Source organism: Xanthomonas sp. WHRI 10207 (assembly GCF_040202975.1).
In the GTDB taxonomy this organism is placed as follows: Bacteria; Pseudomonadota; Gammaproteobacteria; order Xanthomonadales; family Xanthomonadaceae; genus Xanthomonas.
In genome coordinates, this window is record NZ_JBEGDX010000003.1 from 639,202 (window position 1) to 661,807 (window position 22,606).

The 22,606-nt window shown below is 65.8% G+C and carries 14 protein-coding genes, 1 other RNA gene and 3 pseudogenes; 10 read left to right on the top strand and 8 right to left on the bottom strand.

Annotated features, from left to right (window positions below; translation table 11 throughout):
* Window positions 1-103: 103 nt before the first annotated feature.
* The 3 genes from yghX to ABQU90_RS13135 all read left to right on the top strand — a co-directional run bounded on the left by yghX (window position 104) and on the right by ABQU90_RS13135 (window position 6,339).
* Window positions 104-991 carry a YghX family hydrolase gene (gene yghX, locus ABQU90_RS13125; protein WP_055853116.1) on the top strand — a complete coding sequence of 296 codons (888 nt, stop codon included), beginning with the start codon at window positions 104-106 and terminating at the stop codon, window positions 989-991.
* Window positions 992-1,657: 666 nt separating this feature from the next.
* Window positions 1,658-4,471 carry a TonB-dependent receptor plug domain-containing protein gene (locus ABQU90_RS13130; protein WP_323522855.1) on the top strand — a complete coding sequence of 938 codons (2,814 nt, stop codon included), beginning with the start codon at window positions 1,658-1,660 and terminating at the stop codon, window positions 4,469-4,471.
* A gap of 794 nt (window positions 4,472-5,265) precedes the next feature.
* Window positions 5,266-6,339 carry a 3-deoxy-7-phosphoheptulonate synthase gene (locus ABQU90_RS13135; protein ID WP_055853104.1) on the top strand — a complete coding sequence of 358 codons (1,074 nt, stop codon included), beginning with the start codon at window positions 5,266-5,268 and terminating at the stop codon, window positions 6,337-6,339.
* 51 nt (window positions 6,340-6,390) lie between these two features.
* On the opposite strand, the gene ABQU90_RS13140 is transcribed toward ABQU90_RS13135, so the two are convergent.
* On the bottom strand, window positions 6,391-6,690 hold the full coding sequence (locus ABQU90_RS13140; RefSeq protein ID WP_349780862.1) for a hypothetical protein: 300 nt from the start codon (window positions 6,688-6,690) through the stop codon (window positions 6,391-6,393).
* 688 nt (window positions 6,691-7,378) lie between these two features.
* On the opposite strand from ABQU90_RS13140, the gene ABQU90_RS13145 reads away from it, so the two are divergent.
* From ABQU90_RS13145 to ABQU90_RS13160, 5 genes and pseudogenes are all read left to right on the top strand, one after another.
* Window positions 7,379-7,648 carry a hypothetical protein gene (locus tag ABQU90_RS13145; RefSeq protein WP_349780878.1) on the top strand — a complete coding sequence of 90 codons (270 nt, stop codon included), beginning with the start codon at window positions 7,379-7,381 and terminating at the stop codon, window positions 7,646-7,648.
* Window positions 7,649-7,788: 140 nt separating this feature from the next.
* The gene (locus tag ABQU90_RS13150; protein ID WP_323522857.1) at window positions 7,789-9,966 is read left to right on the top strand and encodes a translocation/assembly module TamB domain-containing protein; all 2,178 of its coding nucleotides are present in this window, start codon (window positions 7,789-7,791) and stop codon (window positions 9,964-9,966) included.
* A gap of 173 nt (window positions 9,967-10,139) precedes the next feature.
* Window positions 10,140-10,213, top strand: a non-coding RNA gene (locus ABQU90_RS13155) — sX9 sRNA.
* Between the two features lie 236 nt (window positions 10,214-10,449).
* Window positions 10,450-10,819: pseudogene (locus tag ABQU90_RS22805) on the top strand (hypothetical protein); the annotation flags it as partial.
* Between the two features lie 305 nt (window positions 10,820-11,124).
* Window positions 11,125-12,912: pseudogene (locus tag ABQU90_RS13160) on the top strand (hypothetical protein); the annotation flags it as partial.
* Window positions 12,913-13,135: 223 nt separating this feature from the next.
* On the opposite strand, the pseudogene ABQU90_RS13165 reads toward ABQU90_RS13160, so the two are convergent.
* Window positions 13,136-13,954, bottom strand: a pseudogene (locus tag ABQU90_RS13165) (SMP-30/gluconolactonase/LRE family protein).
* Between the two features lie 90 nt (window positions 13,955-14,044).
* Here ABQU90_RS13165 and glnE point away from each other — a divergent pair.
* Window positions 14,045-16,870, top strand: coding sequence for a bifunctional [glutamate--ammonia ligase]-adenylyl-L-tyrosine phosphorylase/[glutamate--ammonia-ligase] adenylyltransferase (gene glnE, locus ABQU90_RS13170; RefSeq protein ID WP_323522859.1), 2,826 nt, complete (start codon window positions 14,045-14,047; stop codon window positions 16,868-16,870).
* Window positions 16,871-17,057: 187 nt separating this feature from the next.
* On the opposite strand, the gene ABQU90_RS13175 is transcribed toward glnE, so the two are convergent.
* Entirely contained in the window at window positions 17,058-17,435 is a 378-nt protein-coding gene (locus tag ABQU90_RS13175) for a cyclophilin-like fold protein (protein WP_323522860.1), read from the bottom strand.
* Between the two features lie 141 nt (window positions 17,436-17,576).
* Entirely contained in the window at window positions 17,577-18,542 is a 966-nt protein-coding gene (locus ABQU90_RS13180; protein WP_407078728.1) for an alpha/beta hydrolase, read from the bottom strand.
* Window positions 18,543-18,735: 193 nt separating this feature from the next.
* Between ABQU90_RS13180 and ABQU90_RS13185 the strand changes: the two genes are divergently transcribed.
* Window positions 18,736-18,903 carry a hypothetical protein gene (locus ABQU90_RS13185; RefSeq protein ID WP_349780863.1) on the top strand — a complete coding sequence of 56 codons (168 nt, stop codon included), beginning with the start codon at window positions 18,736-18,738 and terminating at the stop codon, window positions 18,901-18,903.
* Window positions 18,904-19,123: 220 nt separating this feature from the next.
* Here the strand turns inward: ABQU90_RS13185 and ABQU90_RS13190 are convergent, their stop codons facing one another.
* The 4 genes from ABQU90_RS13190 to ABQU90_RS13205 all read right to left on the bottom strand — a co-directional run bounded on the left by ABQU90_RS13190 (window position 19,124) and on the right by ABQU90_RS13205 (window position 22,581).
* Window positions 19,124-19,681: a VUT family protein gene (locus ABQU90_RS13190; RefSeq protein ID WP_323522862.1), complete on the bottom strand. Its 558-nt coding sequence runs from the start codon at window positions 19,679-19,681 to the stop codon at window positions 19,124-19,126.
* Window positions 19,682-20,221: 540 nt separating this feature from the next.
* Window positions 20,222-20,725: a hypothetical protein gene (locus tag ABQU90_RS13195; RefSeq protein ID WP_323522863.1), complete on the bottom strand. Its 504-nt coding sequence runs from the start codon at window positions 20,723-20,725 to the stop codon at window positions 20,222-20,224.
* Window positions 20,722-21,585, bottom strand: coding sequence for a DUF2145 domain-containing protein (locus tag ABQU90_RS13200; RefSeq protein ID WP_323522864.1), 864 nt, complete (start codon window positions 21,583-21,585; stop codon window positions 20,722-20,724). Before ABQU90_RS13200 ends, ABQU90_RS13195 begins: the two co-directional genes overlap by 4 nt.
* A 48-nt stretch (window positions 21,586-21,633) precedes the next feature.
* Entirely contained in the window at window positions 21,634-22,581 is a 948-nt protein-coding gene (locus tag ABQU90_RS13205; protein ID WP_323522866.1) for a mitochondrial fission ELM1 family protein, read from the bottom strand.
* Between the last annotated feature and the right edge of the window lie 25 nt (window positions 22,582-22,606).

Sequence of the window (22,606 nt, forward strand, 5' to 3'; positions counted from 1 at the left end):
TGTCGGGAGGGACCTGCAGACCAAGTGAAGGCAGCGTCGGCGCAGACCGTATGCTGCCTGGCGTGATCGCCCAGCTCGCCAGGCCAGCTCCAGGAGAACGCCGATGCCCCGTCTGACCGCCCAGGATGTTCATCCCGCACTGCTCGAGCTCTACGATGGCTATGTGCACGGCACGCTGAGCCGGCGCGAGTTTCTTGATCGCGCGGCCGCTTTTGCGGTGGCAGGGTTGAGTGCGGCGGCGATCCTGGAATCGATGAGTCCCGACTACGCGCTGGCCACCCAGGTGGAATTCACCGACCCGGACATCGTGGCCGAGTACATCCGGTATCCCTCGCCCAACGGGCATGGCGACGTACGTGGCTATCTGGTGCGTCCGGCCAAGACCGGCGCGCCGGTGCCGGGTGTGGTGGTGGCGCACGAGAATCGCGGGTTGAATCCGTATATCGAAGATGTGGCGCGGCGCGTGGCCAAGGCCGGCTTTGTCGCGTTGGCGCCGGATGGCCTGAGTTCGGTCGGCGGGTATCCCGGTAACGACGAGAAGGGCCGCGCGTTGCAGCAGCAGGTCGATCCCACCAAGCTGATGAATGATTTCTTCGCCGCCGTGGAGTTCTTGATGCGCCGCGAGAACAGCACCGGCAAGGTCGGCATCACCGGCTTCTGTTATGGCGGTGGGGTGGCCAATGCAGCGGCCGTGGCCTATCCCGAGTTGGCCGCTGCCGTGCCGTTCTATGGCCGTCAACCGACCGCCGAGGAGGTCGCACGCATCCGTGCGCCGTTGCTGCTGCATTACGCGGCGCAGGACGAGCGCGTCAACGCCGGCTGGCCGGCCTATGAGGCCGCGCTCAAGGCACAGCACAGGGTGTACGAGGCCCATCTCTACCCTGGTACCAATCACGGCTTCCATAACGATTCCACGCCGCGCTACGACAAGGCCGCCGCCACGCTGGCGTGGGACCGCACCATTGCGTGGTTCCGCCGCTATCTGGCCTGAGTCGATGGCGCGCGTCGCCGTGCGGCGTTCGTTGCCCGGGCCCAGCGCCTGCACCCTGGCGTAGCCGCTCGATGCGGGCACATTAAGGCTGTGAGGCATCGGGTTGTCGCGACGACGCCAGACTGCCGGCAGAAGCGACGCACCGGGATTGCCGACTGCTGAGCTGTCAGTCTCCCGGCTGGTGTGCGTGTCGCGTGCGCACTGCCAAACGCCAAGCGATCAGGAATCAATCGAACCTTGTCACCCAGAGGACAAGCGAACAGGCGGCCAGTCGATCAGGCAAGCTAACGAAACAGGCGACCAAGCCGAAGCGTGCGACGCATCGCCTGCGGAGTGCGCCGCACTTCGCGCAATCGCCATGCGAGCGCAAGCGTGTCCAGTGGATTCGCAAACCCAGGACCGCGATGTCGATCACACTTGCGTAAGAGTGTATTGACACCGATGTCATCGCAGCTCTAGCGTCGCTGGGCAGGCGTTTGCGCCGCGTGGTCGGGGGGCCATCGGACAAGGGGCGGCGGTGCATGCATCGCTGGCAGACGTCGTTGCAGCGCACTGCCACGCCGGCCGCGTCCGGCTTCTCCCGGGGATCTTATGAACTGCCGCAGTCATCGTCTTGCCTTGTCGATTTCCGTATCTCTCGCACTGACGGCTGCCGCAGCGCCGCTCATGGCCCAGCAAACCGAGCCGGACACACCGCGCGCTACCTCCACGCTGGACGCGGTCAGCGTCACCGGCTCGCGCATCAAGCGCGCGCAGGTCGAAGGCGCGCAGCCGGTGGTCACCATCTCCGCGCAGCAGATCCAGCAGGAAGGTTTCGCCACCGTCTACGACGTGCTCAACAGCATGAATCAGCAGGGCTCGGTGGAAGCCGACACGCAATGGGGCTCGCACACGCCCAACGCCTCGCCGATCAATCTGCGCGACCTGGGGCCGGGGCGCACCCTGCTGCTGGTCAATGGCCACCGCGTCGCCGATTACCCGCTGCCTTACGGCGGCGAAAGCAACTTTTCCAACTACAGCAATATCCCGTCCGCGGCGGTGGAGCGCATCGAGATCCTCACTGGCGGCGCCTCGGCGATCTACGGCTCGGACGCGGTGGCCGGCGTGGTCAACGTGATCCTCAAGCGCGACTACCAGGGCGACCAGGTGCGCCTGCGTGGCGGAACCGCCACCGAAGGCGGGCGCGACAGTTTCGATGTGTCGTGGGCGGGCGGACGCACCGGTGAAAACTGGAGCGTGACCTACGCCCTGCAGGCCACGCGGCGCGACCCCTTGAGCGGCCGCGATCGCCCCGAAATGGACGACTCGGACGACATGTCCTATTCCAACTGGACCGGCCAGAACCGCCTGTACGGCTTCAATCCATTCACTGGCCTGAGCCTGGTCGATGCCAACACCAACCAGCGTCTGGCGCCGCCTGCGGGCACCTGCGCGCGCTTCGGCGGCGAGTTCGTCGATGCGCAGCGGCTGAGCTACGACCAGAACAGCGGCGCGCTCACCAATACCGGCAACTATTGCGGCGTGGCGCGCGATTACGGCGACTGGGGCCTGGTCACCGGCAGCGAAGATTATTCGGCCTATCTCTACGGCACCTGGAAGTTCGGAGAGGCCACCGAAGCCTGGGCCACGCTGTCGGCCAACCGTAGCATCGGGCGCTGGACCTACGACCCGCCATACGCGTATCTGGGCCCGTTCCAGGACGCGGCCACCGGGCGCTCGTTGAACCTGATCCGTCAGCTCACCCGGCGCGAAGCCGGCGGCTGGGACCGGCTGGCCAACTACAACAAGGAACAATCGTGGGATCTCAGCGCCGGCCTGCGCGGGGTCTGGGCCGACCGTTTCGATTGGGAGTTGAGCGTGGGCCGCTCACGCTACACGGTGGACGAATACATCCGCACCGTGGATACCGCGCGTGCCACCGAGTACTTCCTCGGCAGCCCCACCGGCACCGCCGCCGATGGCTCGCCCATCTACGCGATCAACGAAGCGCGCCTGTACGCGCCGCTGTCGTCGGACCAGTACGACGACCTGGTCGCCAAATCGCACAATGCTGCGTATTCCTGGGTAAATCAGGCCAGTTTCAGCCTCAGCGGCGATCTGGTGCAGGGCTGGGCCGGACCGATCCGCTTCGCCACCGTGGCCGAAGTCGCCAAGCAGGGCTATCAACTGTCGCCGGACCCGTGCGCCAACGAGTGCTACCCGGTGGATGTGGTCGATAGCGGCGGCGGCGAACGCGTGCGCAGCTCGGCCGGCCTGGAATTCCAGATCCCGTTGCTGTCCACGTTGAGCGCGAATGTGGCCGGTCGATACGACCGCTATGGCAGTTACCGGTCGTCGGCCGCCATCGCCACCGATGTCGGCACGCAAAGCGATACCACCTGGAGCGCGGGGTTGGAATGGCGCCCGGTCGAGAGCCTGTTGTTGCGTAGCACGCTGGCCACCAGCTTCCGCGCGCCGGACATGCACTACGTGCTCGGCGAACCCAGCTCCACCAACCAGACCGTGATCGATCAATACCGCTGTATTTCCTCAGGCGCCTACCTCACCGGCGGCTGCAACGACGAAAACAACGACATCTACTACACCGTGGATGTGAATCGGCGCGGCACCCCGGATCTACGCTCGGAAACCGGCCGCTCGTTCACTGGCGGTGTGGTGTGGGATATCGCGCAAGGGTTGTCGCTGAGCGTGGATTACTACCGCATCCAGCTGGAGGAAATGATCAAGGATCTGGACCGCGACGAGATCCTGTCCGCCGAAGCCGGCTGCCGCACCGGCACCACCGTCAGCGGTGGCGCCTGGAACAATCCCGGCGGTGCGGGCTATTGCGACACCATCACCTCGCGCGTGGTGCGCAATGCCGACGGCACCATCGCCAGTATCGAGCGCGGCCCGATCAACCTGGCGCAGATGGAAACCTCCGGCATCGATGCATCGTTGAAGTATCGCCTTGCCACCGCCGGCTGGGGCAACTTCCAGCTGTCGCTGGATTACAACAACCTGATCGCCTATCGCGAACAGATCTACCGCACCGACAGCGACGAAAACCGCCGCGACGAACGCGTGCGCAGCCGGGTGCGTGGCAGCGTGCATTGGGACAACGGTGGCGCCTGGGACTGGACGGTGTACTTACGCCGGCTCGGCTCGATGCGTGCGGTCAACTGGGGCACCTGCGCGCGCTTCGACGATGGCTACCAGCCCAGCGCATCGGACCAATGTCTGGTAACCGACACCGCCAACGTGCATCTGGGCGAGAGCAGCAAGCGCTACTTCGGTCGCGTGGGCCCGGCGATCTACTGGAACCTCAGCACCGGCTACAAGATCACCGACCATGCCAAGGTCAATTTCTACGTCAACAACGTGTTCAACGAAGTGGGTTACGAGAACAAGGAGCGCTTCTACGGCTACGGGTTCTACAACACCACCTTGTTCAACCCGATCGGCCGCGAAGTGGCAGCGGAGTATGTGTTTACGTTTTGATTGAATATGGGTGATGCGATCCAGTTGCGCTTAGAGCGGCTAACAAAACATAGCGAGCGGTCGCCTGCCAGTGAGTGCAGTGGTTTTGTCGGCTGCATCTTGGTGGATGCAGTCAGAAGTCCAGATCAAACGCTGAATGGGTCGAATGCGCGGTGCCCTCACCGCTCGCGGGACACGCCGTGAACCCGTCCCTGGGGGCTCGATGGCGGCATCCATGCCGCCAACGGTCTCGCAATCGGCGAGGACACCGCGCCAGAGAGTCTGCTGGTTGCTTTGTTGGAAGCCATGCACACCGACCATCCCGAGTGGCTCTTGCCCGCCCACCGTCGCGGGACCTTACGCGGCTTGGATGCCGCGCAAGAGCTTTTACAAGGACGTACTTGCAGCGTGTCCCGCGATGGTGGGCGGGCAAGGGCCCTGCAGCCAGGCAGCAGATCAGCCAGCCGACAGTAGAATGGCGCGAAGTCGTTTTGTTAGCCGCTCTTAAGCGGTCAGCGTGGGTTTGACAGAGCATGGCAGGCACGTGCCCGATGACATCGCTGCAACGTTCCGTTGCCGATGAAACTGTGGCAACGCGCAAATATGCGTGGTATCAATGCATCCCATGAACGCACCCCGCAGCCAGTTTTATTTTTGGTACTACGGTTTTCCGATGCCGCTGGCGGAGGAAGGATTGCGCTCACCCTGAAGGAAACTTCAGCAGCATTCCCGAAAAGCCGCCAGCGCACACTGGCGGCTTTTTTGTTGCCGCCTCGCCTGGCTCCCCGATGCAACCGCCGACCCGAGACACTGTTATGCCGCCTGTGACCGATGACCTGCGTATCCGCAAGATCGAAGCCCTCGCACCGCCTTCGCAGCTGCTGTCGCTGCTGCCCTGCGATGAGCGCGCCTCCGAAACCGTCACCAACTCGCGCGCCGCGCTGCACGAGATCCTGCATGGGCGCGACGACCGCCTGGCGGTGGTGATCGGGCCCTGCTCGATCCATGACCCGGTCGCGGCGATGGAGTACGCACACCGGCTGCGCCCACTGCGCGAGCAGTTCGGCGATGCGCTGGAGATCGTGATGCGGGTGTACTTCGAAAAGCCGCGCACCACCATCGGCTGGAAGGGCCTGATCAACGATCCGGACCTGGATGGCAGCTTCCAGATCAACAAAGGGCTGCGCGTGGCGCGCGGCCTGCTGCGCGACATCAACAACCTTGGATTGCCGGCCGGTGTGGAGTTTCTCGACATCATTTCGCCGCAATACATCGCCGACCTGGTGGCCTGGGGCGCAATCGGCGCACGCACCACCGAAAGCCAGGTGCACCGCGAAATGGCCTCGGGTCTGTCGTGCCCGGTAGGGTTCAAGAACGGCACCGGTGGCGACGTCAAGATTGCGGTGGACGCCGTGGGCGCGGCCTCGCATCCGCATCATTTCCTGGCCGTGACCAAGGACGGCCAGACCGCTGTGGCAGCGACTGCGGGCAATCCGGATTGCCATGTGATCCTGCGCGGCGGCAAGGTGCCCAACTTCGATGCGGCCAGCGTTGAATCGGCCAGCCAGGTGCTCAACACCTCCGGTCTGCCGGCACGGTTGATGATCGACGCCAGCCACGCCAACAGCGGCAAGAATCCCGACAACCAGCCCAAGGTGATCGATGACATCGCGCGGCAGCTGGAAGGCGGCGAGACGCGCATCGTCGGCGTCATGGTCGAGAGCCATCTGGTCGGCGGCCGCCAGGAACTTGTCGCAGGCTGCGAGCTGACCTACGGCCAGAGCATCACCGACGGCTGCCTGGATTGGGACACTTCGGTACAGGTACTGGATCGTCTGGCGACTGCAGTGCGCGCCCGGCGCGCGCGGCGGATTGCCGAGGCTGCGTAAGCGTGCGACATCGCGTTCGTTGACTGATTTTGAGGTTGCGGGTTGGTCGGCTTACGGATGCGGCACCAGGTGTCGCCCGGACCCGCACCCGGCGCGACGCGCCACCTTCTCCCGATGGGAGAAGGGCGAGAGCGTCGTTTCTTCTGACAGGATGAAAGCAGCGCGCATCGACAGGATGAAAGCGTCTTTCGTCCGAGAAAAACCAAAGCCACTGTGCCGGCGGAAGATGGCTGGGGTGACGTTGCTACGGTGCGGCGGAAAAAACGCATCCATCGCCTGAGCCGCCACCCGTGCGGCCAAAGAAAAACGCCGGACCGGCGCAGGGAGCCGGTCCGGCGGATTGAACAACACCACCCACTGGTGACCCGTCGCTGCGGTGGCTAGGAGGGAGAGACGTTCTGCACCGCCAGCGAGCGGGTAAGGACGTTATCGCCCAGGTGCATGACCTGCGCATGTCGCTGCGTGGCGCAGGCAGACATGAAGTTTCCAAAGAGTTAATCGGCGCCGCGGCGATGCTTCACTTGCGTACATCGCTGCACGCATGACCACCCAACCAAATAACCTGTGCATGCATGCAACGTCAGCCCAGCATGTCGCCAGGGTCGAGCCAGCGCTGGCTCCGCGCCAATGACTCAGTCAGCGTATGCGGGATGTGTGTGCAATCGCTAACGTGATTGGCGCGTGCCACCTGGTGTTCCACTGCATTGCGATAGCGCGGGGACACGCGATGTAACCCAATAACCTGTGCATGCATGCAACGTCAGCCCAGCATGTCGCCAGGGTCGAGCCAGCGCTGGCGCCGCGCCAATGACTCAGTCAGCGTATGCGGGGTGTGCGTGCTATCGCTGTCGTGATCGGCGCATGCCATCTAGTGTTCCAGTGCATTGCGATAGCGCTGGGACACGCAATGGTCGAGCGACTGGCGCGCGTGCTGATTGGGCGTGAGCACGCGCAGGTTGGCCACTGCTTGCCTTGTAGGTTCGCCGCTTCGATCCGCTGCGCTATCGCCATCGGCACCGCCTTGGGATAGCAGGACCCGATGAAGCTGCTCGTCGCCACGGTCTGGTCCGGCTTGATCAGCGCGGCTGCCGCCTTGGCAGACACCCGTCGGTCGCGCAGCGGCGCGTACAGGAGGCGTTGCTCGGACATGGCGGGCGCAGCGGCAACGGAATGCGCGTTATCGCCCGCTGCAGGCATCTGGCTGCGTGCGACCTTGATGCAATGGTCACTGGCGTCTGCTGCCAGTGAGCACGCCATCCGGAATCGCTGCGCTCATCATCAGCCGAACGCGGCCGCGAAGCGTCACTAGGTGTCGCGCATGCAGAGGCTGCAGCGGGCATTCCAGAACCCACCTAACAGCGCCTCCACGGTGTCGGGCACCCTCAGCGTTCACGCCTCGCCGTCGGCGCACCCCCGATAGTGGCGGCAGACTCTTCCTCGCCTGCGCCCATGCCCTCTCTTCGCGAACGCTTTCAGCGCTGGCCCCGGCCGTGGCGGCTCGCACTGCTGGTGCTGTTGGCGCTGTACGCGCTGTATCTGCTGGCCGGCAATGTGTTTCTCAACACGCCGTTGTTCGATGCCACTACCAACCGGCAGCCGCACAAGTTCACCATGCAGACGGGCCCGGCACTGACGCTGTTCCCGGGCGAGGTGATGGCCTGGAACGTGCGGATGCGCGGGCAGGCCAACCGCACCGTGTATGTCTTCCATGCCGATCGCGCGCATGCACGCATCGCGCTGCTGGCCCTGTTCCGGCGTGAGGTCCGTCTGCCGTGGCTGCATGCCACCGGCCTGAGCGCGGACGTGGAAACCTCCGATACGCCCATCCCGCCGCCGCCACGTGGCGACCAGGGCTGGACGCTGCGCTTCGATGCGATCAGCAGCGACAGCATCCGCAGTGCGCGCGTGGGGAAACTGCTGATCGCAGGCAACGGCCACGGCAGGGTCGGCTTTCTGAAACAGCTCAAGGGCGGGCCATCGGAGCTGTTTCCGTCCGAGGCGGGCTTTACCGATGCGGTGGTCAGCTTCGATGGGGTGCAGGTCTTCAATGGCGCGCAGCTGGATGCGCAGTTCCAGTTTCCGCGCCATTACCGCGATGAAGCGCCCGGCCTGCGCAAGCTCGGTATCACCCGTGCGCGCCTGCAGTTGAAGGCCAGTACGGTGGCATTGAAGATCGATACCGGTGCCCCGCACGTGGACATCCGCAGCGGGCCATCGGTCGCGCGCGTGGAGGCCGACATCACGCTGGACCGCGGCGCGCTGCAGCCGGGCGGCCACGCAGTGTGGCGGCTGCCGTTGATGGCCGGTGTCGGTGCCACCGACCGCGGCATGCTGGCGTTGCAGCTGGACGTGGCGCAGGACATCCGCGTACAGGCGCGGTTGCCGCGCGATGCAGACACCGGCAGCGAACTGCACGCCGATCTGCGCATTGCCGGCCGCAGCATTCCCTTCCAGGAGCCGGCGCAGATCCTGCCGCGGCTATCGGGACAGGTGCAGGGGCGCTGGAAGTTCGAATCCTTGAACTGGATCGCCGAGCTGTTCGTGCGTAAGCCGTGGTTTCAGCTGGAAGGCGGCGGCTTGGTGGAAGCCGATCTACGCCTGGCGCAAGGTCGGCTGACCAGCGGCAGCAGCCTGGAGATTCCACGCGTGGAGGCAGTGGCGCAGGTGTTCGATACGCGTTTGACCGGCATCGCCAGGGCGCGCGGCCGTATCGACGATGCCGCCACCCCGCAGGCGCATCTGGATGTGAGCATTCCCACGTTCCGCGCCGCGCCACGCGATGCGCCCAAGCAGATCCTGCTGGATGGTCGCGACCTGCAGCTGGCCATGCATGGCGATGCGGAACTGGCGCGCCTGCGCGACACGCTCAAGGCGCAGCTGCGTTTCAGCGATGCGAAGGTGCCCGACCTGACGGTCTACAACCGCTATCTGTCCGGTAAGGCCGTACGCCTGCTCGGCGGCAGCGGCAGCCTGACCGGCGATGTCGCGCTCAACGCGGCCGGCGATGTCGGCCGCGGGCATGCGCATCTGCGGGGGCAGGGCGCGCATCTGGCGCTGGCCGGCGTGCAGATGCGCGGCGATGCCGATCTGCAGGCGCAGCTGCAACGCGCCGACTTCAAGAACAAGTTCTTCGACCTCAGCGGGACGCGCGTGCGTCTGCGCAACATGCGTGTGGGCGAGGACACCGCCGATACCAACTGGTGGGGCGAACTGCAGGTCGGTGCCGGCACCATCCAGGCCACCGCCCCGTTTCAGCTGGATGCCGACGCGGCGCTGCGCATGCGCGATGCCGCGCCGCTGCTGTCGGTGTTCGCGCAGCGGGCCGACTATCCGCGCTGGGTGGTGGGCTTGCTGGATTCGGGCGAGCTCGATGCCACCGGCCGCGTACGCTGGCGTAAGCAGCAACTCACGGTCGACGATCTGCAGGCAGAAAACGCGCGGCTTTCGTTGCGCGCGCGCCTGGCGCTGGACGACGACACGCGGCGCGGCAATCTGTATCTGCGTTGGGGTGTGCTCGGCGCCGGCATCGAACTGGATGGCAAGCAGCGGCAATGGCATCTGGCCGGCGCGCGCGAGTGGTACGACAAACAGCCGGGCCTGCTGCCGCCGGTATCCAGGCGGAAGTAAGCGCTCGGCGAAGCGTGCTGGCGTGGCGTGATGATAGGTGTGGCATACATTTTGGGCGATGCCCGTGTAGATCACAGTGCGGGCCGCGCGGCGTGTGCATCAGATGGCGAAGAGCGGCTAATAAAACGGCTCCGCTTACTACCAGGCGAGTGTGGGCGATGCTCGGAGTCGGCATGGTGCACTCGTACACTCCGGTTCCTGTGCTTTGTCCACCCACCTGACGACTGCTCGCTACGGTGTGTTAGCCGCTCTAAGTCGTCCGGTTGTCTGATCAAGCATTGAGCGAAGCGTTCAACGCGTGGCGTCCACGCCAAGCGCCATGCCTCGCGCTAATCATCGCCATCGCCATCGCCATCGCCATCGCCATCGCCATCGCCATCGCATACGCGTGCGCAGCCATGTGCCCACGATGCGCACCGCACTCACGGTCTGCTTGGCACACTGCGCGGCGCCGCCTGCGCGGTCTTGAAGGAGCCTGACGTCATGACGATGCCTGTTCGCGCCCGCTGGCGCGCATTGCCCCGCACGCTGCGTTGGCCGTTATCGGCCGTGATCGCGCTGTATGTGGGCTACATGCTGCTGGGCAACCTGCTACTCAACACCCCGCTCGGGCCGGCAGCGCTCAATCGCAAGCCGGACACCTTCGCCATGCACTGGGGCCCTGGGCTGACCTGGTGGCCGGGACGGGTGATGTTGTGGGATGTCGATCTGCAAGGCCGCTCCACCCGCAACCGCTGGAGCGTCAGTGCGCAGCGCATGAGCGGGCAGATCCGGATATTGCCCTTGCTGCATCGGCAACTGCTGGTGCCGGAACTGCATGTGCACGGTGTACGTGCCGGCCTGCAGTCGGCACCGTCCATAGCGGATGCCCTGGGCGCAGCTCCCGCTGCTGCCGCGGTGGGTGCACAGCCGGCAACCACGACGATGGACGCAACATCGAATGCATCCGCGACCGCTGCACCCGAGCAAGCCGCAGCGAATGCAACGCGCGCGACAGCAGCGCCTTCGACAGCAACAACAGCGACAGCCGCAGAACGTGCGAAGTCGACAGCAACAGCAACAGCAACAGAAACGGCAGCAATAGCGTCTTCTCCATCGGATCAGGCACGCAATCCGCAACCCGCTAAGCCCCCTGCAAATCCAAACCCCGCCAGGCCCGCCTGGACACTGCAGTTCGACCGCATCGATGCCGCGCAGGTACACGCGCTATCGCTGCGTCAATTGCGGATCGAAGGCGACGGCCAGCTGCAGCTCGGTCTGTTCAAGCAGTTGCGCGGCGGGCCGTTGGAAGTGTTCCCTTCACGCGCAGTGTTCGACAACGCACGCGTGCAGTGGGGCAAGAGCGAACTGCTGCGCAATGGACAGCTGCGCCTGGAAGCGAGCATTGCGCGGCATGCGCCCGACCAGGCACGCGGGCTGGCCTTGCTGCAGCTGACCGATGCGCTGGTGGCGGTACATGGCGACACCGCCGCGCTGGATGTCACCCGCACCGCACAGGGCCGCCACACGGTGACCACGCGGCCGGGCAAGGGGCGTGCGGATGGCGAGTTGCGCTGGACGCGCGGCGCGTTGCAACCGGGCAGCCAGCTGCACTGGCGTGCGCCTCTGCACGACAGCACGCGCACGCCTGCCGCGTTGTTGGGTGAGCTGGCGGCGCAGTTACAGGTGGACGACAACATGCGCCTGACCGTGAGCATGCCTGAGCCTGCCGATGCAGGGCTGACGCTGGATGCCGACCTGCGCGTGCAGGGCCGGCAGGTGCCGCTGCAGTCCATACGCGACCTGCTGCCGCGCACCTCCGGGCATGCACGACTGCATTGGCAGCTGGCCTCGCTCAGCTGGATTCCCGCGCTATTTCCGGATGTGGACTGGCTCACCCTGGAGGGCGATGGCCTGGTCGATGCGGACCTGCGTATCGGGCGTGGCCAGCTCGCTGCCGGCAGCCGGCTGCGGGTGCCGCATGTGCGCGCGCACGTCGGCGTGATGGGGCACGCGATCGATGGGCAGGCCAGTGCGGATCTGCGCGTGGATGCCGATGCCAACGGTCAGCTGTTGCCCGCGCTCGCGTTGCAGATGCAGCAGTTTGCGATCGCCCACACCGACGCACCCACGCGTCCGTTCGTGCAAGGCCGCGATCTGCGTCTGGATCTGCAGACACGCGCCGATGCACGCAACCTGGCGACATTGCGCGATGCCACGCGTGCGCATCTGACCTTTGCCAATGCGCGTGTGCCTGATTTGCGCGCATACAACCGCTATCTGCCGCAGCAGCAGCTGCGGTTCGATGGTGGCAACGGGGTGCTTAGCGGCGATCTGCAGATCGAGCCCGGTGGGCGTATCGGCAAGGGCGGGTTGCGTCTCGGTGCACGCGCGGCCCGCCTGCAGTTTGCCGGGCTCGCATTGCGTGGCGACGTGGATGCCGATCTGCGCCTGCAGCGTGGCGATCTGCGTGCAGAAAATTTTCGCCTCGATGCCAGTACGGTGCAGCTGCGCAATGTCGGATTCACCGGTCCGGATGGACAGCGCCGCGATGGCTGGTGGGCACGCATCGTGCTGGACGACACGCGTATGCAGTGGCGTCAGCCGGTCGGTGTGGATGGACGCGTGCGCATCCAGGTACGCGACCTGGCGTTTTTGATGGCGCTGTACGCGCGCGACCGCTCCATTCCCAACTGGATGCTGCGGTTGGTGGATGCAGGGCAGGCGCAGGTCGTCGGTCGTGTGCATTGGCAAGGCGATACCGTCATCGTCGATCGACTGCAGGCGCGCAATGCACGTTTCCAGGTCGATGCACGGTTGCGCCTGCAAGGCATGCAGCGCAGCGGCAGCCTGCTCGCGCGCTGGGGTGTAGTGAGTGCGGCAGTCGGTTTGCGCAACGACACTCCCGAGTGGCATCTGCTACGTGCGCCGGAGTGGTATCAGGCGCAGCCGGATCTGTTGCGATGACAACCGGACGCGGCAGCGTTGCGTGAAGAGAACTGGGCCAGTTCTGTACCGTCTGGTGTTGTTTTGCAGTGCAGCGTGCAAGTCGGATTCGGGGCGCGCACTATGATCCTGCATCCCGACGTGGGGGAGGGAGCAAAGCCCGCTGGCAGTTCGCTGCAAGCGGGCTTTTTTATTGCCTGACGTTTGACCAGTCAAGCATGTGCAGCTCCGTAAAGCACGGGATTTACCGCAGTTTCCGCATCCACAGCGTGCTGCCGCCGCTGATGAACAGCCGCCGCTGATCCTGATCGAAGCTGCAGTGGACGCGGTGCGCGGGGTCGCTACCAGCCCCAACAGGTGTCCCTCCGGAACGAAGATGCACGCGCCTGCGCCGGAGCTGCTCCACAGCCATCCTTGCCAGCCCGCCCAGAAGCCGTCGGCCGGGCCGTCCGGCACCCCTGCAAAGCGGCGTCGATCGTGCAGTGCACCATCGCACCAATCCCATGCGGTGATCTCCGGTTCGCCAGGGCCGTCCTCCGGGGTTACAGCACGCGCGCGTCGGGCGAAAACGCCAGGCCATTGGGGTGATCCAGCCTTGCCATGCACTGCAGCGGGCCAGCATCGGGCGGCCGCCGTAGACGCCGTGGTGGTCGAGTTCCTGCGGGTTGGGGCAGCCCTGGCTGGGCTTGAGCAGGCCAAACGGTGGGTCGGCGAACCAGATCGCGCCGTCGCGCGCCACGCTCGGCGCGTTGGGCGACTTCAGCCGTTTGCCCTCGAAACGCCCGACCAGGAAATGCGCCCGTCCAGCCGCATCGCTGCGGGTAGTGGCGCGGCGGCCATGCGCGCAAGGCACCAGCGGCCGTTGCGCATCTACCGCATCGCCGTTGGTGAAGGCGATGGCGTCCAGCAGCACGTCCACCGCACCGTCTTCGCGCCAACCGAGCACGCCGCGGGCCGCCACCTCGCTCCACACCCGCGTGCGTTGCGCCTCGCACCACACCGGGCATGGCCTGGCCTGGCCTGGTCTTAGAGGTTTGCAGGCGCACTCGCCTGCGTCACGCATCGCGCAGGCGAATGCGCAGGCAGCACGCCGCAGCCGGATGATGGCGCGCGCGCACATGCCGCCACCGTGCAGGGATGCCAGAATCGACGCATGTCGCTGCCCATCACATCTGCTTCTCCTGCGCTCACCGCTCTGATCGAGCGGGCCGTGGCGCGTGTCCGCCAGGCTGTCCCTGCCGAGCAGCCGTGGCCTGGCGGCGATTTTGCGCAAGCGCTCGAACAGGTCGCGCTTGTCAGCGACTTCGCGCTGGAAACCCTGGCGCGTCAGCCGGCGCTGCTGCTGCACCTGGCCCAGGCCGATCCGCCACCGCTGCCGATGCCAACGCTCGACCCGGCGCAGCCGCAGGCGTGGGCGGCGCAGTTACGACGCTTCCGCGCCGCTGAATCCACCCGCCTGGTGTGGCGCGACGTGCTGGGCCTGGACAGCGTGGACGCCACGCTTGCCGGTGCGACCCGGTTGGCAGAAGCCTGCCTGCAATGTGCGCTACAGGCGCTGGAGCAGCAGTTCGACAGCCGCCATGGGCAGGTGATTGCCGAAGACGGCAGCGTGCAGCAGCTGGTGGTCTTCGGGCTGGGCAAACTCGGCGGTGGCGAGCTGAATTTTTCTTCGGATGTGGATCTGGTCTACGCCTACCCGCAGGGCGGGCAGTCCACCGGCGCGCGCCCGTTGGCGGCCGAAGAATACTTCGCGCGATTGGGTCAGCAACTGGCCAAGTTGCTCGACGAAACCACCGCCGATGGGTTCAGCCACCGCGTGGACCTGCGCCTGCGCCCGTTCGGCACCGCCGGCCGCGTGGCGTTGTCGTTCACCGGCATGGACCAGTACTTCCAGCGCGAAGGCCGCGATTGGGAGCGCTATGCCTGGCTCAAGGCGCGCGCAGTGGCAGGCGACATCGCTGCCGGCGAGGCCTGGCTGGAAACGCTGCGGCCGTTCGTCTACCGGCGCTATCTGGATTTCACCGCACTGGATGGCTTGCGCGAAATGAAAGCCGCCATCACTGCCGAAGTGGCGCGGCACGACCGGCTGGACGACATCAAGCGTGGGCCCGGCGGTATTCGCGAGATCGAATTTCTCGCGCAATCGCTGCAGCTGATCCGCGCCGGACGCGAGCCCGCGCTGCGCGAGCGGCGGCTGTTGCCTGCGCTGCAGGCGCTGGTTGCCGCAGGCCAGATCGAAGCGGACAACGGTGCGGCCTTGACCGAGGCGTATCGCTTTTTGCGCCGTCTGGAAAACCGCCTGCAGATGTTGCGCGATGCGCAGACCCATGCGTTGCCGCAGGCGCCGTTGGACCGCGAGCGGATCGCGTTGGGCCTGGGCTACGCGGACTGGCCGGCGCTGCTGGACGCGCTGGCCCCGCATCGCAGCCGGGTGGCGGCGGAGTTTGCCGAGTTGCTGGCGCCGCGCGTGCGTGCCACCGCGCCGGATGCGCTGGCCGATTACTGGCGCGCATTGCCCGAGGGCGATGCGGCGCCGCTGCTGGGCATCGGCTTGCACGATCCCGCCAACGCGCATCAGGTGTTGAGCGATTTTGCGCAGTCGTCCGGCGTGCACGCACTGTCCGATAGCGCACGCGTACGGCTCGATCGGGTCATGCCGGCACTCCTGCACGCAGCCACGCGCGCCAGCCAGCCCGATGCCGCCGTGCGGCGCATGCTGGGCCTGTTGCAGGCCACCTTGCGCCGCACCAGCTATCTGGCGCTGCTCGACGAACAACCCAGCGCGCTGGCACGCCTGGTCGATGTGCTCTCGCGTAGTGCGCTGCTGGCCGAGCGGCTGGCCGCCTATCCGTTGCTGCTGGACGAGTTGCTCGACACCCGCATCAGCGGGCCATTGCCCGATCGCGCGGCCCTGCATGCGGCATGTGCCGACACGCTGCAGATCGACGATACCGAAGCGGCCTTGCGCGAACTCAACGAGCGCAGGCTGGCGCTGAGTTTCCGTATCGCGCTGGCCACGCTCGATGGCCGTCAACTTGCGGTGGACAGCACCCGGCAACTGGCCTGGCTTGCCGAAGCGGTAGTGCAGACCGTCCTGCAGCTGGCGCGCGTCGAGCTGGTCGCCGCGCATGGGCAAGTGCCCGGCGGCACGTTCGCCATCATCGGCTACGGCAGTCTGGGCGGGCTGGAACTGGGCTTCGGCTCGGATCTGGACCTGGTGTTTCTCTACGATCATCCGCGCGCGGTGGAAAGCTCCGACGGCAAGCGGCCGCTGGAAGCCGGGCGCTGGTTCGCACGGTTTGCGCAGAAGGTGATGGCGTTGCTCGCTGCCGAAACCGGTGCCGGCCGTCTCTACGACATCGACGTGCGGCTGCGTCCGGACGGCGGCAAGGGCGCGCTGGTGTCGTCGCTGGCCAGCTACCGCGAGTATCAGCGCGAACGCGCCTGGACCTGGGAGCATCAGGCGCTGGTGCGCGCACGTGCGGTCGCAGGCGACGCCGCGCTGTGCGAGGCGTTTGCACAGGTACGCCGCGAGACGCTGGCGCGCGTGCGCGACCCTGCGCTGCTGCACGAAGACGTGCGCAAGATGCGCGCACGCATGCGCTCTGAGCTTGATCGCAGCGATGCCGGCCGGCTGGATCTCAAGCAGGGCGCCGGCGGCCTGGTCGATCTGGAATTCCTGCTGCAGGCCGGTGTGCTGGGTCAGGCGGCGCAGCATCCGCCGTTGCTGCAGGTCTGCGACACGCCCGCACTGATCGATGCACTGGTGCAGGCGCAGTGGTTGCCCGGCACTGCCGCGCAAGCGCTGCACGACGCACATGCCACGCTGGTGGATGCCGGGCTGGCCTGCACGCTGGACCGGCGCCCGCGCCTGATCACGCCAACTGCCGCCATCCAGCAGGCCACCGGCAGCATCTTTGCGATTGCGCAGGCGCAAGGCCTGGCGTTCCCGCGCGGCAGGGACGCACCGCGTGGGTGAGGCATTACGCGGTGGTGTGCAGGTGATTCACAGTGCTACCTGCGTGCTGCCGCTGGCGCAGGACGCCAGGCGCAGGAGTGGCTCGGCAGGAAATTGAGGCTCGCGTCGGCGAACGGGTCTGGCAAAGCCTGCAGCAGCGGCAGCACGCCATGTGCAGCGCAGCTGATGCATGTTGTGATCGGCCGCCTCAGTGCGGCGGCGGTGACTCAGCCGCGGGCGCCGCACGTGCGATGGTCGCGGTGAAGCTGGCCGAACGTGTCAGTGCTTGCGGGTTGGACACGATCCGCCCCAGCCGCACCAGATCGCGCGATGGCGTGTAGCCGCGGTAGAACACCGCCAGGTTGCCCCATGGCACGTAATACATCAGGTCGCCTACCTGTGCCGGGCCGGCAGGGCCAACCGCGCTCAGGTCGAGCTTGCTTGGCAGGTAGCTGATCTTTTCGCTGCCATGGAAGTCTTCGAACGGCACGGTCATCGGTAACCGCGCGAGCAGGTCGCGCGTGGCCGAGTGATCGACCAGCTCTGCTTCGACGACGTCATCGCCGATGGTGAGGGTGATACGCATCGTGCGCTCCGGTGTATGTGGGGTGGCCGCTGCTGGTGGCGTTGCAGCCGAGCAGGCGGTGACCAGGAAGACGCACCCCAGTAACAGGGTGCGCACGCAGGCGCTGGGGCGAAGGATCGGCATCGGCGCTGTCCTCGTGGATTACTGCAGGTGCTTGCGGAAGAACGCGGTGAGCGTGTCGAACGGAATCAGATCCACGCGATCGTACAAGTCCACGTGTCCTGCGTCCGGCACGATCACCAATCGCTTGGGCTGGCCAGCCAGACGGTACGCCTCTTCGCTGAACTCGCGCGAATGCGCCTTCTCGCCGGTAATGAACAGCATCGGCCGCGGCGAGATGGTCTCGATGTCGTTGAACGGATAGAAGTTCATGAACTTGACGTTGCTGGTCAGCGTCGGCCGTGTGGTGTGCTCGGGCGACTGGCCCTTGGGTGTGTACTGTCCGCGCGGTGTCCGATAGAAATCGTAGAACTCGCGTTCGATCGGGTTGGATTCCGGCGTCAGCGCCAGGACCGTGCCGCCGGTGTATTCCACCGGCCCGCCGCTGAATTCAACCGAGCGTTGTTTGGCGGCCGCGGCGATGATCTGCTTGCGCTGCGCCAGGCTGAGCCCGTGACGCAGGCCGTTGCGGTTGGCCGCGCCCATGTCGTACATGCTCACCGTGGCGATCGCGTGCATGCGGGGGTCGATCTTGGCCGCGCTGATCACAAAGCTGCCACTGCCGCAGATACCCAGCGCACCGATCTGCTCGCGATCGACAAACGTCTGCGTTTCCAAGAAATCCACTGCCGCACTGAAGTCTTCGGCATAGATGTCCGGCGACACCGCGTTGCGCGGTTGCCCTTCGCTTTCGCCCCAGAACGACAGGTCCAGGGACAGCGTCACAAAGCCCTGTTCGGCAAGTTTGGTGGCGTAGAGATTGGCGCTCTGTTCCTTGGTCGCACCCATGGGATGCCCCACCACAATGGCCGGATGCCGCTTGCCGGTGTCCAGACCCTTGGGGACGAACAGGTTGCCGGCCACGGTCATCTGGTACTGATTCTTGAAGGTGACCTTCTGCACGGTCACCGTCTCGCTGGTGTAGAAATTATCGGCACCGTTGGACATGTCTGCTCCTAGCGTTGGGAATGAAACAAGCAAGAGCACCAGAAGGAAGATGCGCAGTTGCATGGTGTGGCTCTCATGAAAGGTGCACGCCGCCCGCAGCTATGTGCCGCTGTGGTTGCGTTGGCCGGTGGATGAAGGGATGACGTGTGCGGCCAACGGGCGACACCGTGCGGGCAGTGGCATGGCTGCAGCAATGCCCTTTGCGATGTCGCCGATCACTGCACTGCATCACCGTGTGCGAGCGCTACGCCGCGATGCATGCAGCGTCACGCCGCTGTTGTGTTTACTGCGCTTTTTGCGTGCCTACCTGCTGCAGCCGGTGGGCGTTGCTGTCGCCGTGGTGCGTCTTGCGGTGACCTAATGTAGGTCAAGCGCTGCGCCAGAGCATTGCCGCCACGTGCATGCCTTCATGTGGCCGTTTCATGAGTGCTGCGATGTGCCGTGCGCATGGCAACGTGGGTGGCCTTCTGCCATGCACGCGGTGTGTGCTGACACATGCGCAGACTGGGTGTCTGTGGCGGTGGCGAATCGTTTACAGCGCAGGTGCCCAAGCGCGCAAGGCGCGAGAGCGCAACCGTAATTCAGCTATTCGCCCGAGGCGCACTGCGCCAGAGCAACGCGCGGAACGGCCCGAGCAAGAACACGCCCATGCCCAGTTTCACCGCCAGATCGCCCGCGGCCCAGCTCACCCACGGCAGCGATGCACCGGCAAAGGCGATGCTCCAGAAGAGTGCGGTATCCAGCGTGGCGCTGCAGCTGGTGGCCACGATCGGCGCGCGCCACCAGCTGCCGTTGCGCAGCCGGTCGAACACGGTGATATCCAGCAACTGCGCCGCGATAAAGGCCGTGCACGAGGCCGCCGCAATGCGCGGCGTCGCCAGCCAGATCGACAACAGCACCGCCAGCGCGAACCCGCACCAGGCCACCGTACGCGCTGCGCGTGGGCCAAAGCGGCGATTGATCAGATTGCTGACCAAAAAAGCCAATGGGTACGAGAACGCACCCCAGGTCAGCCAGTCGTTGATCGGGTACTGCACCAGGATGTTGGACAGCAGCACCACCGCGCCCATGGCCACTACCGCCCATGCCAATGCGCGCGCAGTGAGCGGGGTGTACGGCGTCGGCGAAGTGTTGGACATGGCGGTGCGGCAGTGACAGAGCAACGCGGATTATCCGCGCGTTGGCGCAGGCGGACCAGTGCGCAGAGCCGCACGTAGAATCCACGGCGGCGGCTGCAGGTTGAAACGGCGTGTTGATGAGGGGATGGCCGCCAGCACGCTGGAGTGACGCCGTATGAATCGCTTGCGTTCGCGCGACCGCGATGCCTGATCGATCACCGTGCCGCAGCACTGTCGTTTGACCGCATGCGGCGCGCCACCAGTGCCAGCAGTGCCCGCACGCACACGCCACCGAGACATCGCCAATCGGCGTACACACCGTTGCTACCTGCCGCGCGATTGGCACGCTGGCAACTGCGCACATGCCAGGCATAGTGCGCTACGGGTCTGCGACTGCGCACGCCGTACGCATCGGTGACGATCCACACGCCTTCGGGCAGGCAGTTCGGCAGACGGTGGAAGATGCAGCGCGCGCCGCGCTCAGCTCCGTAACCGCAGACGGGAGGCGTCAGTAACGCCCCATCCTGGCCGACGCCAGCATCTGCAAGCAGCTTGCCGGCATCACCAGGTCTTGCTGCTGTTCTGCGCAGCGGATTCTGCGGTCGGCACGAACGCCAGCGCCTGGCCTTGTGGCGACTGCACCGTCCAGCCGGCACCGGCCGGGCTCGGCTGGAAGGTCACCGTCTCGCCAACGCGAAAGCCCGCAGCCGGGTCGTCCTCGCGCGCCGGCCAGCGCAGCAGGGCGGTGTTGTCCGCTTTTTCTGGATCCTGCAACTGCACTTCGCAACCGCCGTCGGTGGTTTTTTCCACCGACTTGACCCGCATCGGCGGCAACGGCCCTGCGGAGGCCTTGTTCGATGCATTATCGAGTGCTTCCGAGCCTGCCATCGCGCTATGGCCCAGCGCCAACGACACGAAGTACGGTGCGGAGATCACCAGAATCGCCGACATCGCAGAGGCATCGCCGCGGGTGATCGTGGTCAATCCTGCGTTGGCCGGCATCGGCTGACCGAACGAGACGGCGAGCAGCAGCCCGAGGACGGTAAATCGAGAAGGGATGTTCATGGAGACGCTCCGTTCGTGGCAACGCGATGTGGAATGGACTGGTCCTGCTGCAGCACCTGTTGTTGCTGCAGGAAATCGAACACCGACTCGACCGTGATCACCGAATAATTGCCGGAGATGCGTTCGCTGGCAGGATGGTCGGTTACCGCCGCATTAGCGACGAAAAAACGTGCGCCAATGCGTTTGCTCAGATCGAGATGCAAGCGGGTGGGTTGATAACCGTTGTGCTTGAGCCAGGCTTGCGCGCTGCGTCGATCGCTCACCGGCGCAGCTGTCGCATCTGCTGCCGTGGTTGCCGCCATTGCCGCTGCCATCACCTCGAGCACCCACTGGTTGGAGTTCTGATAATCGGTGGAGAACGGGTAGGCAATCATGCTGTAGCGCGCCTCATGCAGCGCATGCGCCAGTGTGGCCGGATCCTGCAGCAAGGTGCGTAGCTGCCGCTGCAGTGCCGGTGCCAGCACGCCGACGCGCAGATCTGCACTGAGTGCAGTTTCGCCGATGAAGTTGCTCAGACCTTCGTGATACAGCGCGGAGTTGTCCGATTTGCAGTGATTGAGCAGGTGCTTCACCCGCCATGTGCCGTCGTCCTCGCGGAGTGCGAAGGCCAGATGGCTGTGTTTCAACCCATAGCGGCTCAAATCCTGTCCGCCGCGTGCCAGCAGCACCACCTGCGCGCCGTCCACGGCGTCCAGCGTCTGCTGGGTGGATTTGGCCATGTCGAACATCGCCGCCAGCGTGGCGGGGGTTGGATAGTGCGGGGTGCAGACCGGCGCGGCAGCGGCGGGCAGTGCGCACGTCAAGGCGATGAGCAACGACGCCGTTGCAAGCCACCTGCGCTGCTTAAGTTCGAATTGCATGGGGTCGATCGTCCGTGTGGTTGCCCCGTGGCAGCCACGGCTGAACCATCATACGTGCAGGCGCTCGCGCACCAGCGCGGCGATGCGCTGGGTTTCGCGCAGCGGTTGAAGGTGCGACGGCGTTGCGAAGACATCCGCTGCATCGCATAAACGGCCATGCGACTGCAGTGCCCGCACGTACGTGGCAACCCGGCCTTGCGCCTGTTCGGCAAACGCCGCCGTTACCGGTACCCGCGTGGCGCAGGCTTCGGAGAGCAGGTTGACCGAGTCGGCGCTGGCCACGATCGCATCGGCCCAGCCCAGCAGGCCGGCGTACGGGTTGGGGCCGTCGCGGTCGTCGCACCACAGCAGATGCGGTAAGCCGCTGCAGATCGCACGCAACGGAGCGAGCGCCTCCGGTGGGGTGCGTCGTGAGACGGTGACCAGCAGGCTGCCGCCGGCCGCGCGCAGTTGCTCGCGCAGTTGCGTGCATAGCGCGGTCAGCTCCTGCGTTGTCCATGGCACCTGCGCGGTGGGTCCGCCGACCAGCAGCGCCAGCCGCGGGCCGGGCAGGCGGCCCAGTGCCGGGAACGCGGCGCGCCCGTTCGCCAGCCAGGCATCGTCCACCGGATGCAGGCTGCCGAGCAGGGTGAGCACGTTGCTGCCGCGCAGCGCGTCGTGCTCGGGCACGATCAGCAGATCCCAGTGGCGGGCATCCAGGCGCGGGTCCAGGATCTGCACGCTACGGCTGCCGCGCGCGCGCAGCAGCCGGGTAGCCAGCGCTGCCTGGCGGCCACAGCCGATCGCCAGGGCAGGGGGGCGCTGCAGTTGCTGGGCAAACGCTGCGCCAAATGCGCGTTGTGCGCCGGGTAGCAGACGCGGTGCCGCCCAGCGCCAGGGCGGCTGCGAGTGCAGATGGATCGGCTGGAAGGCCTCAGGTTGCAGTGCCCGCGCCAGTGCTTCGGCCTGGCGCGCATTGCCGGCGCGGCCGTCGCTCAGCGCCCAGGTCACCGCCATCGTTTCAGATCCGACATAGATTTGT